The following is a 15,026-nucleotide window of genomic DNA, read 5'->3' on the forward strand; positions in this document are numbered from 1 at the left end:
GATGGGAGCGTCAATTTATGACAATTACTAAGGGTATTAACACTCAACAAATGGAACTGCCAATTAGGGAGATATATGATGACAGTGATGAAGATGTTGAAGAGGATGAGATTGAAAACCTAGAACCGTTTGATCCTACAAAAATTAGGATCAAGACTAAGATGATGTCAATAGATATATTGCTAAAAAGAATTCAGCATGACGAAATTGATTTAGCCCCTGATTTTCAACGTCATGCCGACATTTGGAATGACAAAAATAAGAGTCGTTTAATTGAATCTGTTTTAATTGGGATTCCACTTCCAGCATTTTATGTGGATGCAACTACTGATGATAAGTGGTTAGTGATAGATGGTATTCAAAGAATTAATACATTTAAAAAATTCATTCTTGACCAGGAACTGAGATTAACTGATTTACAATTTCTGAGGGATTTAGAACACAAAAAATATGATGAATTGTCTCGTCATCACCAAAGAAGGATAGAAGAAACAGAGTTAATAGTCTGCTTAGTTGAGTCCGGAACTCCCCCGGAAGTAAAATATAATATTTTTCAAAGAATTAATACTGGTGGTGTATCACTGAATAACCAGGAGCTGCGTCAAGCTATGTACCCTGGAAAGTCCTTGAGGATTCTGAAGGAGTTTTCAGAATTAGCAGAGTTTAAGAAGTTGATAAACATCAGTGAAAAAAGAAGGAAAAGAATGGACGATCATGAATATATTATAGGTTTTATTGCATTTTGGTTGATAGATTATCATGATTATACTCAAGGAAGAAATGAGTTTTTAAATAGTGCCATGTCGAAGTTAAATAATTTAGAGGATACTAGGCTCAAGGATATGAAACGAGACTTCATTAAATCCATGAGAGCAGCAGATAGCATTTTTAGCAGTAACGCTTTCCGTAAACCTCCCAAAAATGGCAAAACAAGGTTCCCTGTTAATAAATCTCTGTTTGAAGCATGGTCAGTTATTTTGAGTAGGTTAACACCGGGGCAAATTGATAAATTGATAAATTATAAAGACTTGTTAAATAAAACATTTATGAAAAAAATTGAAACAGATGCCAACTTTGAGAAATCCATTTCTCAAGCCAGTGATCAGGTTATATATAGGTTTGAGCAAATTAACCAAATAGTTCGGGAGATTTTATCATGTTAAATAGCTTAAACTTAGAAAATTTTAAGCCATTTGAAAATCAATCTTTTGTCCTGAGACCACTAACATTACTTTCTGGATTAAACAGCACCGGTAAATCCTCTTTGCTTCAATCCTTGTTATTACTGCGCCAATCATAATTCCCTGGTCTCTGGATCGGGTTCAAGTATGACTCGCCACTTCATAGTTTTAGACATCCATAGAACTATCCTAAAATTATAGCAGAACAGATAAAAAAAAGTCTTGCTATGGGAGACAAAACTACGTAAAATTAATAACAGTTAATTTTTCTGATTGTCTATATGACCTTAGATTTTATTAAAATTTCCGCCCAAACCACAAAAACTCCATTGGGACTAATTGTCACCTTACACGGTTGGGGTGCCAATGCTGAGGACGTAGCATCCTTATTACCGCATGTTAACTTACATGATTATGAGTTTTTACTTCCTAATGCTCCCTATCCCTATCCCTATAGCGATAATGGTAGAGCATGGTATGATCTACGAGACGACAAAATGTATGAAGGACTAGTAGTAAGCCGTCAATTGTTAATAGACTGGTTGCAATCCCTACCAACCACCACAGGAATTCCCCTGTCTAAAACTATTTTGACCGGATTTTCCCAGGGTGGAGCCATGACCTTAGATGTGGGTCTCAACTTACCCTTAGCCGGTTTAGCAGTCATGAGTGGCTATTTACATCCTCAAGTCTCCACTATAGAAAAACGCCAGTTCCCCCCAACTCTGATTATGCACGGAACCCAAGACCAGATTGTTCCCCTCTCAGCTGCAATTAAAAGCCAACAGGTTGCACAATCCTTGGGAGTTCCTGTTGAGTACCATCACTTTGATGCGGGACATGAAGTTAATTTGGCTATGTTGAAAGTATTGAGAAATTTTGTTATTAAACTAACCAATCCGGAGAAAGGATAGTTCAACAAAATGTTTTTGGCTGTGCGATCGCTATTTCTAGAGGAATTAAAGCCCAATTTCCACATCTTCTAGGATACCCAGGGCGTGGGGAATTAAAACTACAGCGGATTGCTGAGCAGGTTTAAACAAGAATTGATATATCCAAGGTTGTTGTTTTTCTCGGAAGTTTTGACTGGAACTTCCAAGATTTAATAATGGAAAAATACTATCTTGATCAAGAGAATAAATCATTTTTCCTAGCCATTGTGCTTCTTGCTTCAACATAACTTAGCGTTGTATATTTGCGCGATGAATCAACTAAATGTGGATACTAATTTTACTTCAAGTAGTGAAAAAATAATTTAGTTAACTACTTAATCATATCTGTAAATTTAAAGATGTAAAGAATAACAATCATTAGGTCGGGCATCTAAATATGTGTTAAGAAATGCGATCGCCTGGATTAGATACTCCACTCAACATTGCTTCGAGAGGATTGGGGGGTTTTTAAAAAATATCCCCAAACCATGCGATCGCTCCCCTTAAATATTGCCATAAACGGGAATAGTAGCACCCCGGATATCCCCACCACGGGAGATTGCAAGGCACTCCCTACGGGAGATCGGCGGTTTTGTGTGCAGTTTGAGTCAACCCACGCCTGGAGACTGTCTGTGGGGGAGACAGGGAATTTATTCCCTGTCTCAAAGCTCAAGTCAGTTGAAAACTGACTGGTTTTGCCGTGGGTGGATGGAATTGAACACACAACATGTGTTTTACTAGTTATGTTACAATGTGAAATTGTCTTAAATTAAAAGAGCGATTGCGAAGCACTCGCACTAGGGAGATCGCATTTGGAGATTATCCCCCAGTTCCTTTACCAATTGGTCTAAAAATGATATACTATAATGAACCAGGGACAAAATTCGGCTTCATGCCGTGTGATTGTCAAGCAAAGCCTTAACAATCCTATATCCCTGGTATTTTTGTGGCTGTTAGAGGGTTTTTACGAGTATAGTACACGCCGTACCTAGCAAATTTTGTGTCATCAATATCATGCACGAGTGCAAATTTTGACCAAAGAAACTCAACATATCTACCCTCACCTCTCTCATATAGGCGTTGTAAAGCCCACAGAAAGTAATCTACCGCTTGTAAACTTGGAGAATTGGGAGGTATATTAGCAGTTATATTAATAGTTGCTGTACTGGTAATACCCCATTGTTCAGCGAATTTTGCTCTAGCTGATTCTAAAGCAACTTTGAAGGCTTCGGTTCTATCAGAAGTACCTCGTCTAGCAAAGCAAATATTATATTCATCATCCTTGTGTAAACGATTCTTAAATAAACGCCGCGTCAAATAATCGTATAATTCATTTTGTTGATAACGATAACCAGGGTCATTTTGATTACGTTGTCTAACATACTCAAGTAACTTATCTTTACTTCTCACCACAGCAAAAAATTTGAGTTCATGTCGCTGCAACAAATTAAAAACTTCTCTTCTCACTTCAGGAATATCGTCTTTAGCATGAAAATATAAAGCAGTTTTTTTATTTTCAGGTTGCATTGAAGGAACTTTCTTAAAATATGGATCAGCTAATAAATTAGCTCTTAAATTTTCCAAATCTTGAGATAAAGATTCAGTATTAGCAACGTCTAATAGACCAAGTATAAAAAAATGAGAACATCCATCTGATCCAATTAAAATCTTACCTTTACCATTAAAAATTACAGGATCTCCTGCTTCATCCACAAAATAATGACGCACCGAAGATATTTTTTCAGTTAATTCACTCATTTATCACCATTCAAAACTGACTTAGATTTAATATATCTTGAATTTCTGCCATAATCTCAGCAACATGCCTATCCTTTTCTAATATGAATGGGATGAAAAAATGTTAGATAAGTTCCGTTATCTTCCAGCTTGTATGTGTCAATAAATCAGTTATGTTCATTGGATGGAAGATATTATGAGATGTTGACATTTTCACCTTTGATAGAGGTACTATATCTAACTATATAAAGTTTTGCAACGACATTCAACATTTCTGTTTCTAATTAATTGTGTTAAGTTGCTTATTCTCTCACAAATTCCATCCTGAGAAAGGGATAATGGGCGCGTTTATTTTTAGAGTTAACTTCTACTTTATGAGCGTAATTTGAACCCACTTTATCCTCACGAATTGCCCGCCAGACTAATAATCGCCAACGATCTTTAGAAACTAGATAGCGATCAGTTGTTCGCCCTGGTTTTAGCCAGCGTAAACCATCGCCAACATTGATATGTTCTGCTTGTTGAATAGTTTCATCATAATGAGTAGCAACCCTTTCTAAATAACGGAAGGGATCACAGTTATCTAATTGGGATAAATCATCGAAACAATCATTGATCGCTTTTCTGGATAAAAAAGGTACTAAAACCCCTGGAGAACGAATCTCATCAAGAAATAAAAAACCCACCGCAGAAAGGGTTATTTCGTTGTTGACTAATTCCGTCAAAGGTTCTAAGAATTTTCTTTCTTGCCTGGAAATTTTTTCCTCCCATTTTTGGAGGGAAATGCTGCTTTCTCGTTCGATTTCCTCAAATAATTCTTTGTAGATTTCAAATTGCGATCGCTTGAATTCTACGGGTAAAGGTGGCAATTCTAGGAGAGTAGTGGACTGCTCAAAAATATAATCGCACTTTACCCCTTTTAACATCCCCAGTAGCACGGTATAAGGAACTAAAGCTTTATAACCACCAGTAGGATTAAGGATAATATTTTCCGAACCATATTGATAAATTTCTCGAATAATATGGCGAACAAATTCCACTACCCCCTGACTGCGAAAAAGGTCAGCATTATTAACTTGTAATCCCGTCACCTGGTGAACTTTAGTAACAATACTAGTCCAATAATATTTAAGATATTTCTCGATAGCGCTGGCGCAGCAGTAACCATCTTCGGTCTGGGAAGCCAGGAGAATAATTCTATATCCATTATCGATGCCAATTCTAACTAGGGAGTGAATTTCTGCTGATAAATCCCTAAGATTTGCTTCTATTGGTTCCTTATCTCTAAAGGTGAGAAATATATTTTCGGCGGCGATTTCTCGGCTTTCTTGTTGATTAACCCAATTCAGGAGATCTCCCGGTTTTCCGATCGCTTTTGCCGCACTGGTTCCTACGGAACATATTACTGTCTTAACCATAGTTTTTGCTTTTGCAAGTGTTCAAGCATCATTGTAGCATTTTTATCGTTTTTTTTGTTACAACTTACAAAAGTTAACAATACTATAGAGGATGGTTTCTGGTGGGAGATTGCAAGGCACTCCCTACGGGAGATCGGCGGTAAAGCATTACCACTATATTAAGGTTGTTGTTTTTCTCGGAAGTTTTGACTGGAACTTCCAAGATTTAATAATGGAAAAATACTATCTTGATCAAGAGAATAAATCATTTTTCCTAGCCATTGTGCTTCTTGCTTCAACATAACTTAGCGTTGTATATTTGCGCGATGAATCAACTAAATGTGGATACTAATTTTACTTCAAGTAGTGAAAAAATAATTTAGTTAACTACTTAATCATATCTGTAAATTTAAAGATGTAAAGAATAACAATCATTAGGTCGGGCATCTAAATATGTGTTAAGAAATGCGATCGCTTGGATTAGATACTCCACTCAACATTGCTTCGAGAGGATTGGGGGGTTTTTAAAAAATATCCCCAAACCATGCGATCGCTCTCCTTAAATATTGCCATAAACGGGAATAGTAGCACCCCGGATATCCCCAGCAGCTTCCGAAGCCAAAAAACAAATTACCTGGCCAATGGATTCGGGTTTGACCCATTCGCCAGCTTTTTCCACACCCATTGCCTCCCTATTAGTGGGTGTATCAATAACACTAGGTAAAACCGTATTTGCGGTGATATTAGTGCCCCTAGTTTCATCAGCTATGGCCTTAGTTAGAGCTATCACAGCGGCTTTAGATGCAGAATATGCTGCTAAATTGGCAGCAGGCTCTAAACCAGCACGAGAACTAACGGTAACAATGCGCCCATAACCATTCTCTAGCATTCTTTTTAAACTATATTTGCAGGTTAAGAAAGTTGTGTAAACATTTAATTCAAATTGATGTTTCCAATCGTCAAAACTGCATTCATGGGTTTTGCCATAATAAAAACCACCGACTAAATGAATTAAGACGTCGACTTTGGTCATGCTATTAACCAGTTCTTCCACGGAAGAATCGCTTTCAAGATGTACGGGAATAAATTGAATCCTGGCCATATCCGCAGGGGGTAAGATTGTTTTTAATCTTTCGACATAAGTAAGATTGCGGTATGGAATGGTGAGATATGCACCTTGAGCCAAAATAGTGGGTGTGACGCCTAAGCCCAGTCCACCTGTTCCACCTGTTAGTAAAACTTGTTTCCCTTTCATGGAAAATTTGCCCCTCCGAGTTTGTTTTAAGGTTTGTAAAAGCCTTTTCTAGTTTCCATTAATTCCAGTCCCTACAGGGAAGCGGTCTATAGGTTAAACATTCGGCTTTAGTTCCTATTTTAGCCCCATTAGCAATAACAGAACCGCGATCGCACTTTTTCCTATAGTAGAATAACGTAGGATATGTTAGCGTCGCATAATGCATCCCAATTTAGATTTAAGTGTTTTTAAAAGTGAATGGTGCACGGGAGGCACCCTACAATATCTACAAGATCGGCGATCACACTATAGATCAGCGATCATACTAATCTAAAATAATAGTAGTTCCTGTCGGTACTAATCCTCTCCCCCATGGGTGGTAATGGCAATCCGGGACGGCGATCAAAAATTACCAGCCAACCTGTATCCAATCCTAAACGATCCAGATATTTATCCAGTTGGGTCAAACCCTTGGTTGAGGTTGTCACCAACCCCCACCTCGACCTAGTTTTGACCCGCCATAGCGGACATATTAGCTACTACAGCAGCTTGACCGGCCAGCGCCGCAGCCAGGACCCCGATCCCTGGTGGGACTGGAACCGTGTGCTGGACTGGGTAGAACGGCGATCGCCAGGGCATCTTGTTGATTCTTAAGCTTCTCCGGTCTAAAGACACAGAGATTTCTGAAGAGTCCATAAACGAACTTTCTGAGGCTGGCTTAAACACCCTCTACTGATTCTGCTAAAATTAATTCTTAGCATTACCACTACTTCAAGTTAATTTCGAAAGTATAGCTCAGATAAGACTTACTTGTCAATAGCAGCCACAAAATAACATAAAGACAACACTGGAATATTGAAGATCCGCATCACGGTTAAATATCAAGGCGAATAAAATCGCCGTTGGCACTTCCTGTCTAAAGCCAAGTGGCTTCCGTGCCTTTCGGCGATTTTCTTGTGAAATTGAGGCAATTCCTAAGAATTACTGGGCACACCTTTTGGGTATCTTGCGTCAGTTTCGACAGAAAGTTGTAACAATATCTCCTTACTCTGAGGAAAAACGAGCAACTAGCAAATATGTAGCTGGTATTGACCTTGGTTTAACTAATTTGATAGCGTTAACTTCAAAACCCATCAAACAAGCAATGTATTCTCGCACCTGTAACTCAATACAGCGATAATATATAACCTTATAACCCGTGTGGGCATGGGTGACTTCAGTTTATAACTTTTCTTGTCAATGCTTGAGAAAATTCTTCAAAGCATCTAGATGTAAGTATACACCACCATGCTCATCAGGGGGAGTAAGTAAGTGTGAAAGAACAGAGGTATGTAACAAAATGTAAATTTGATAGAAGTCTCTTCCCTCTGGCCTTGCCATAATGACAATTTTCAACGCCAACCTACTTATACCCAATTCCAAAAATCACTGCACACCATCACTAATGAGTGTTTCCACTACCCAGTTTCGCACTGACGTGTAGATATAATAATCTACATCATCACCAATAAAATTATTACGATAAATAGTTTTTAGCCCAATCAACTCATTTTTGGTAATTTCTGCCATCACAGTTAAAATTTCATCAGCCGCACAAGGTTGTGGTTGATTTTTTTCAGGAATGTAGTTATCACTTATTTCACGCATTAATTCTTTTGATAATCCTTTAGCCGTATGAATTAATTCGTTTCTTTTCGTAGCCCAATAGTCTAGTTTTTTTAACCTATCGCATAGACTTTGCCAATATTGTTGTTCATCTTTATTGTTGCGAATCTTCACTAAAGCTTCAATTAAATTACGTTTACTGTAACGACTCACTAACTGAAAATTTTGTCTGCGTGACCTTTCCCAGTCTGTAAATCTAGGATTGCCAGTCCGTTCTAAACTGACAAATATATCCCAAGTTTTTTGATCAATTTTTCGCACATCTATTTCCCATTTTTCATTTAAATAATTATCTTTACCTACTATTTTACGAATTAATCCATGTAGCACTTCTTCATAGAATGAAGAAATATAGGCAAGAAAAATGGCAATTTGGTCAAGTTGCCAATAAATTCTGTTCAAGGAGTATAAATGCAGTAGTCTATTTGGAAAATTTTTATACTCTGTTACCCCATCATGAAATTTATTGAAAATAGTAGCATGAGGATATTTAGCTATTGCTTGTATTCCTCGTTGCGCAAATTTTGGGGCTGTTTGAAAATCTAGGTTCAAACAAGCACGGGCAAATTTCAAAGCTGTTAAAATTAATTCGCTAGTGTCGCTACTTTGTTCCAGTTTATTAATAACTTGATCATCTGCTGTATTCTCTTGGTCTACAATACCTTGATTAATTAAATAACTAAGATATTCTTGCCAGTCAGTGAGAATTTGAATTGCACCATCAAAATCCCAGCGTTCTAACAATAATCTAATGGTTTGGTACTTATGAGTACGCATATAACGCCAATAAGATTCTAATTCACAGCTAGATGGTTGACCTGCAAAAACACTAGGAATGGAAAGTAGAGGATTAATAAATAATAGGCGTTTAAATGCGGATACAGAAATACCTTGAAGTTGAAGTGCGGTTTTCATTTGGTTAGTGCCACCTTTGACGCTAATCAACATTAATTCTTTTTCTTCCAATTCAGATTCAGATTGTAAATTTATTGTTTGTTGCACTGGCACTCTATTAAAAAATGCTTGTGGATTATTGATGATTTCTCCTGGTGTTTCCTCCAATTCTTTTGTAGATAATTTATATTTGCCGTTATCAATTTTAATGACTAGCCCATAAACTAAAGAATTAATTGTTAAAATACTTCTGATATCATGGAAATCAACCTGAGTCTGTGAAATATTGTCAATGTGAATAAAACCCTTAACACCTTCTATGGTTTCTACAAATATTCCTTGACCTTGATTTTCAAAGCTAATCACTTTAGCGAGAACTGTTTCACCAACTTTAAGTAATTTTTTCTGTCTTTGATTTTTTTCTTCTGCTGTTCTGAGTCTGGTAAAAAAATCAAAGTAAAATTTAAACAATAAATCCGAATCTATTAACGGTATATCTTCGGGTATGTATTCGGGAATCAGTGTAAAGTTAGGTAGTTTAGTAGCAAACCATTTTTCAATTATTGGATATAGATGTGCAGTATCTTTATTGCGGGCTGTTGGGTTTTTCTGCTCAACTTTTTGGTTACTGACAATTATATATGCTTGGTTAATCCCCATTGTTATAGCTTTTTCAATAACACCCCAAATTCGAGGCGGAAAAATCCGCTCAGTCCAGTATTCAGGATTATCTTGATAAGACGCTAATAATCTTTCCGTAAGTTCGCGACTGCTCGGTACATTCGCAGTAAAACCTAATTCAGAGTATAATCCGCTAGATTGGAAATATAAATAAGGTTTTTCCCACATATTTATTTCTTCAGGAGTTAATCCTGATTTATCTTGATTAGGTTCAGAAAGTGGGTCAATTGGTAAATAACGTTCTTGATCATTAACGTTGATTTTAATGGCCAAATCAGATGTACCAATGTTAGCGATGAGGATACTCATATTTTTCTCCAAGATGTGAAGTTGATACGGAAATGGTAAGGAGTTACAGGAGCAACAAAAGTTCAGCTAGAGCTAAGTACAAGGTTTGTATTTCTGTCTCCTGTGTTATATCTCCTACCTTGTATGAAGTCGTTTGATGAGTGTATCTTAGGAGACGCACATGGATGCGTCTAGCTATTTGGCGCGAACAACAAAAAGCTAGGGGAGGGGGAAAATTTGAGCAAATTCTTGTGTGGATGTACCATCACGCAATGTTTGTACAAATTTATGTCTTGGGTTGTTGTTTACAGTAACACCAAACACTGTTACTACTTGATAATTATCTAAATCCGCTATCCAGACAGGAGAGGGTTTTTCAGCTTTCCCACAAACGTTAACGTCTTGTTTGAATTCCTTTTGGTGCAGTACAGTCAGTGCGTAGGGTTTTTCATAGTTAGCATCTCCAGTACAGACAATGATACGGCAGTTACTATCCACTGCTTGACTCCATTTATCCAGTCTTACCTGACCAACTGTACGTAGTTGTTGATAATTAATATTATGACCTGTTAGTTCTTTAAGTGCATCATAAAATTCCTGTAATCGTTGTCTAAATAGTTTCTGAAATTCTCGTATTGTCTCTGGTAATTCCCAAAACTTATCCTCACTTTCTGGGATAAGTGTTGAACCACGCCAAGGAGGTTTAGGATTAGCCCGGTTTTGACGAGAATAACATGGTCTTCTTGCTCCTTGTCCTACTCCTCCTAGGTGAAACATCATCCACGTTAAATTGGTGAATAATTTCTTAATGGCATTCTGTTTGTCTAAAGGTGCTTCTGATGAATAACTGAGTATTAATTTTCCCGATTGTTCCCCACAAGTATAATTATTACCTTGTTTTTGAGATGGAATAATTTCGCTATTGGTGATTTGAAATTTTACCCAGCCTCTAGTTTGTGGTGTAATTGCACCGAATAAAATAGCTTCTAATGTTTTTACATCGGTAGTAGATAATACACCTGATGCCAAGGCACGAAACCAATAACGTAACATGGATTTAAAAGCTATACTTCTAACTTCATTTACCGGAGAAGTATAAGGTTTTAAATTGTTTTCAGTATCTTTTTTTAAACCTCCTCTGTCATTTTTCTCATAAGGGTTATTGAGTTTTTTGAATTTTTGTATACCATGTATAAGTTGTCCTTTTAGAGTGAATGGAATTTGCCAAAAATACTGATTGATCTCTTGATTTTGGTCAGTAACTAATGTTCCGTATCCTGTATTAACTTGAGAGCCAATGCCATTTTGTAATCCCGAAATTAACCATACTTTAATCTTGTTAAATTCGTTTGGTTGGCAATAATTAGTAGGACGAATACCAATCAAAAATTTAGCTTTTTGAAGAGATAAAAACGCTTGAGGATTTGGTTTATAATTCAGTTGATTATTATCACCCCATTCCCAAATATTATTGGTGATGTCAACAGATAAGCCTCCGGTTTTATTTGTAGGAGTAGGGTAAGCATCTAAAAAAGGGTAAGCATCTAAAAAAATGACTTTACCTGTATGGTCTCTTTCTATTGCATCTAGTCCACCAAAATATTTCATCACTTCTGTTTCAGCTTCTTGGAGGCTTTTACCTTGTTTAATAAAGTCCTCTATGGCTTGATTTCTGGCGACTCCGCGTAGGGTGCTGGAAGGAATAAAAGGCATACCTAAAGCATCAAAAGCAGGTAACAAGGTACTTTCAGGTCCTCTATGTCCACCAACTCGTATTCGCCAAGGACAAGTTACAGGAAAGCAATTATTTTCACCAGCAATGAGTTCTGTACGTTTGTTGAGTTGACCGAGGCGATCGCTATAATTCGCGTTTTCCTCTATCATCTGCAATATTCTTAATTTAGAAATATTGGCAGTATCTTTATCTGGATATTCTGCTGCACGCATCCACCGCAGGTATTCCACAAAACCAGCCGCCTGATCAGGTTCAGGAAGAGTATTATCAGGACGTTCTAACCAGGGAGAAGGAATTTCTTCATCAATGTTTTTTTGCTGATTTTGCTGACGCTTAGGAGCTTGATTTTTATTGGGCTGATTATTTCCCGGTTTTGGACCTCTATCAAATACCATTATCTACCGCCTTTATTAAACATTATGATAAACTGCTGCTGCCCAAAAACTAAATTCTTGAGCTAAAGATAAACCCAAACCAGTTAAACCAAGATATTTTTCAGGACTGAGATTTGTTAGGCTTGTTAAACCTGCGTCTCTGGCTAAATTTGGTTCACCAGATAAGCTTTCTAAACATTCAAAAAATTTCTGAACTACATGCCTTTTATCATCTTGGCTGAGGGCTTTTTCCTCTGCTTTTAATCGCATTAACCCCCATGTCGCTAAATATGTATATAGTTCTATCGCCTGATTTTTCTGTTCTTGTAATCGTTCTGTATTATTATTAGCATTACTACTTAATTCTGTTAATGCTTGATAAACAGGTTTAGCAAAAGCACGTGGTTCAAATATGGTCATTTTCACTAACTCCACATAATTACAGTCAACTTGAGATTAAATCAGTCATTAAAGGTTCCATCCACAAAAGCAAGGCGCGTAAAAACTTATTTGCGAGAAGACCACCTGTGTCCGGTTGAAGTTTTAAACCCTTGATTATTAATTAGTCCGTGCAGGTGGATTTTGTTTTTATAACCGCGATTTCCAGTTGTCAGGACTATCGATCCACATTTGTACAAACCCCCTACCTAAACCCTCCTGTCCTCCGATTTGTAAAACTGGATTTGCATTAATTAAATTTTGAAAATTTTGCCTTGATGTTTCCGCAGTTCCATTAGCCTGAAATGTCGTTCCCCAAGGAAAATACATTAACGTATCTGGAGGAATAGCTTCTTCATAACGGAAACCACGATCTACTGTTTTATGCTGGTCTAATTTTATTTTCACTTGTCGCCACAAACTCATTTGTATGACTGTAGTGCAATATTGATCTGGTAAAACCAGTACCCGCTTAATACTATTAACTTCAGAATATTTGGGGACAAATTTGTCTTTTTCTTCCCATTTTTGTAAATTATCTTTAATGATTGCATCTTTGAGATAGATAGGATTATTCACTCCCACATTAGTTTTATATTCCAATCCTTTCAAATCTGAGAGAGTAATGTTACTATGAGGATTAAACCTTACCCATCTTTCTATTAACATAGGGCAACTAATCCAAATTACGCCATGACTTAAAGAAGGAACTGGAAGCCACAGAATAGAAGCATCACCAATCCAAATATCTCCTTGTTCCAGTTGATTGAATTCGGCAATTTCTTCCTGATCTTTAATCTTTACTTTTCTCCTATCTGGTTGTTGTTCGTATTCAGCAACAAAATCTGTATCCTTTAAATCCTCCAGTCGTGGTCCAAATAGTCGCACTTTTTTCACGCGATTGTTTTCAGTTGCTCTTAATCTACCTCTAATTGTGCTAGAAGGTACATAAGGTAAATTAGTATGAGATTCTCGCGCAATTCCTAGCAAATTTCCCTCTTGGGTTACACCACCTGTATGTAAAGGGGAAATCGAGTACAAAGAGACTAAATTAAAGTTATTTTGTTCACTCATGATTATTCACCGATTCCAAAGTAAAGTACCGTAATTTAAGCTACATAAAGTCTGCAACCATTTTTCTTTTACTTCCGCTTGGGGTAGGGGTAATAGTTGCTGCAAAGATTTTTTGTCAGTTTCACTCAACTTTTCATAATTATCTTTAAATCTGTACACTGCGCCCGGTGCGACATAAGCCCGTTGAGGTGACATTGGTGTTTTCACATAACGTGATTTACCACCCCACAATAATGGTCTATCACTCACACAACCTGCTAAAATTTCTTGCCAGTAATACGGATATACACCATAAATCATTTTTTCGGGTTGGGTTTGTGCCAGTCCAGGGGTGAGTAAATAGGCTTTGTTGCTTGTATTTGTAGGCTTTCTCAAAGATTCTAGTTCTTGTAAAACAGACTCTTGGAAATCATCAAAGTTGTGCTTTTTATTGTTGTCCTTCTTATTGTTCTTATCGGCATTATTAAATAAATCCTTTAGAGGATAAACTAAAGCCTGGTGTCCTTCTCCTCCTAACCGCACTATTGATGATGGTAATTTTGTATTGACAGCCGCAATCAATTTCCAATGTTTGTGTAATCTAACAGCTACTTCTGTAAAGTAACCATTTTCTGATTTAACTTGGCGTTGATTTGCTGCCATTTGAATGTGGGATAATACTTGTTTCTGCCAAGGGTCTGAGTGAAAGTCTTTTCCGTTGCATTTATAAGTTAAATTCGCACCTTTGAGATATTTAATCAGAGCTTGGGCTTTTATCCAAGGGTTTGGATATCCACTAATATATTCTTCTGTTGGCGAATTTTGTGATTTGGGATTATTTGCTGTGGCTGAAAGTACAGGTGTCACCATTGGCGAAATACCACCATCTGGAAAATGTTCAGGGTCAAATCCCAGATGTTGCCATTTTGGGTCTTGGCGGTTTAAGGGTTCTAAATAGGTGAGACGCTCCCATTTTTTTGCCGTTTTATTTTTGCTGACAGTTTCTTCTTCATATATTTGTTTAGTGCTGACACTGAGTAAGTCTTTAGGTGTGGGTAGGAAAATTTCTGGTGTTCCCCCTAGCTCATGATGCAGTAAAAATGCACCAAAAAATTCTAGTTTTTGGGCTTTATCTACCAGGGAACGCAAGGCTTGAAAAACCGTGATTGGTACGGGAGGAAAGATACTTTTAGCCCAAGCACCTTCTCCGGGTGAAAAGGGTTTGGTTTCTCGAAATAAGAGGATATCGATGGGTTCAATTACATACCATTCCATATTTTTTGTATTTTGATAATTTCAGTTTTTTGTAGGGGTTTAGCAATGCTAAACGTCTTCTATTTTTATTCGACTTCAAAGAAGCTAAAGGCTACAGCTTGAAAACTTCACCCTGGAACAATCTTACAACACTTTTTCGTGA

Annotated in this window: 13 protein-coding genes and 1 pseudogene; 3 read left to right on the forward strand and 11 right to left on the reverse strand. The window is 37.1% G+C overall.

Annotation, left to right across the window (positions count from 1 at the left end; translation table 11 throughout):
• Nucleotides 1-17: 17 nt before the first annotated feature.
• From IAR63_RS08085 to IAR63_RS08095, 3 genes and pseudogenes are all read left to right on the forward strand, one after another.
• A complete protein-coding gene (locus tag IAR63_RS08085) occupies nt 18-1,163 on the forward strand; it encodes a DUF262 domain-containing protein (RefSeq protein ID WP_057178743.1) in 1,146 nt (381 codons plus the stop codon).
• Nucleotides 1,157-1,297: pseudogene (locus IAR63_RS08090) on the forward strand (AAA family ATPase); the annotation flags it as partial. The gene IAR63_RS08085 and the pseudogene IAR63_RS08090, both read left to right, overlap by 7 nt.
• 165 nt (nt 1,298-1,462) lie before the next feature.
• The gene (locus tag IAR63_RS08095; protein WP_057178741.1) at nt 1,463-2,095 is read left to right on the forward strand and encodes an alpha/beta hydrolase; all 633 of its coding nucleotides are present in this window, start codon (nt 1,463-1,465) and stop codon (nt 2,093-2,095) included.
• 45 nt (nt 2,096-2,140) lie between these two features.
• Here IAR63_RS08095 and IAR63_RS08100 read toward each other — a convergent pair whose 3' ends face one another.
• The 11 genes from IAR63_RS08100 to IAR63_RS08145 form a co-directional block, all read right to left on the reverse strand.
• Entirely contained in the window at nt 2,141-2,359 is a 219-nt protein-coding gene (locus IAR63_RS08100; protein WP_057178740.1) for a hypothetical protein, read from the reverse strand.
• Between the two features lie 681 nt (nt 2,360-3,040).
• On the reverse strand, nt 3,041-3,871 hold the full coding sequence (locus IAR63_RS08105; protein ID WP_096543858.1) for a DUF3800 domain-containing protein: 831 nt from the start codon (nt 3,869-3,871) through the stop codon (nt 3,041-3,043).
• A 281-nt stretch (nt 3,872-4,152) separates the two neighbouring features.
• Nucleotides 4,153-5,268, reverse strand: coding sequence for a putative CRISPR-associated protein (locus IAR63_RS08110; RefSeq protein WP_115539010.1), 1,116 nt, complete (start codon nt 5,266-5,268; stop codon nt 4,153-4,155).
• A gap of 158 nt (nt 5,269-5,426) precedes the next feature.
• Nucleotides 5,427-5,549: a hypothetical protein gene (locus IAR63_RS18640; protein ID WP_258316306.1), complete on the reverse strand. Its 123-nt coding sequence runs from the start codon at nt 5,547-5,549 to the stop codon at nt 5,427-5,429.
• Nucleotides 5,550-5,806: 257 nt separating this feature from the next.
• The gene (fabG, locus tag IAR63_RS08115; protein WP_187707210.1) at nt 5,807-6,502 is read right to left on the reverse strand and encodes a 3-oxoacyl-ACP reductase FabG; all 696 of its coding nucleotides are present in this window, start codon (nt 6,500-6,502) and stop codon (nt 5,807-5,809) included.
• Nucleotides 6,503-6,801: 299 nt separating this feature from the next.
• Entirely contained in the window at nt 6,802-6,969 is a 168-nt protein-coding gene (locus IAR63_RS08120) for a hypothetical protein (RefSeq protein WP_187707517.1), read from the reverse strand.
• A gap of 937 nt (nt 6,970-7,906) precedes the next feature.
• Nucleotides 7,907-9,994 (reverse strand): S1 RNA-binding domain-containing protein, encoded by a 2,088-nt coding sequence (locus tag IAR63_RS08125; RefSeq protein WP_187707211.1) that lies wholly within the window; start codon nt 9,992-9,994, stop codon nt 7,907-7,909.
• Nucleotides 9,995-10,228: 234 nt separating this feature from the next.
• Entirely contained in the window at nt 10,229-12,139 is a 1,911-nt protein-coding gene (locus IAR63_RS08130) for an RAMP superfamily CRISPR-associated protein (RefSeq protein ID WP_187707212.1), read from the reverse strand.
• A gap of 15 nt (nt 12,140-12,154) precedes the next feature.
• Nucleotides 12,155-12,538, reverse strand: coding sequence for a hypothetical protein (locus IAR63_RS08135; protein ID WP_006278815.1), 384 nt, complete (start codon nt 12,536-12,538; stop codon nt 12,155-12,157).
• Between the two features lie 168 nt (nt 12,539-12,706).
• On the reverse strand, nt 12,707-13,630 hold the full coding sequence (cmr4, locus tag IAR63_RS08140) for a type III-B CRISPR module RAMP protein Cmr4 (protein ID WP_141302978.1): 924 nt from the start codon (nt 13,628-13,630) through the stop codon (nt 12,707-12,709).
• 6 nt (nt 13,631-13,636) lie between these two features.
• On the reverse strand, nt 13,637-14,884 hold the full coding sequence (locus tag IAR63_RS08145) for a type III-B CRISPR module-associated Cmr3 family protein (protein WP_187707213.1): 1,248 nt from the start codon (nt 14,882-14,884) through the stop codon (nt 13,637-13,639).
• Nucleotides 14,885-15,026 lie beyond the last annotated feature (142 nt).

The sequence above is a fragment of the Cylindrospermopsis curvispora GIHE-G1 genome (genome assembly GCF_014489415.1).
In the GTDB taxonomy this organism is placed as follows: domain Bacteria; phylum Cyanobacteriota; class Cyanobacteriia; order Cyanobacteriales; family Nostocaceae; genus Raphidiopsis; species Raphidiopsis curvispora_A.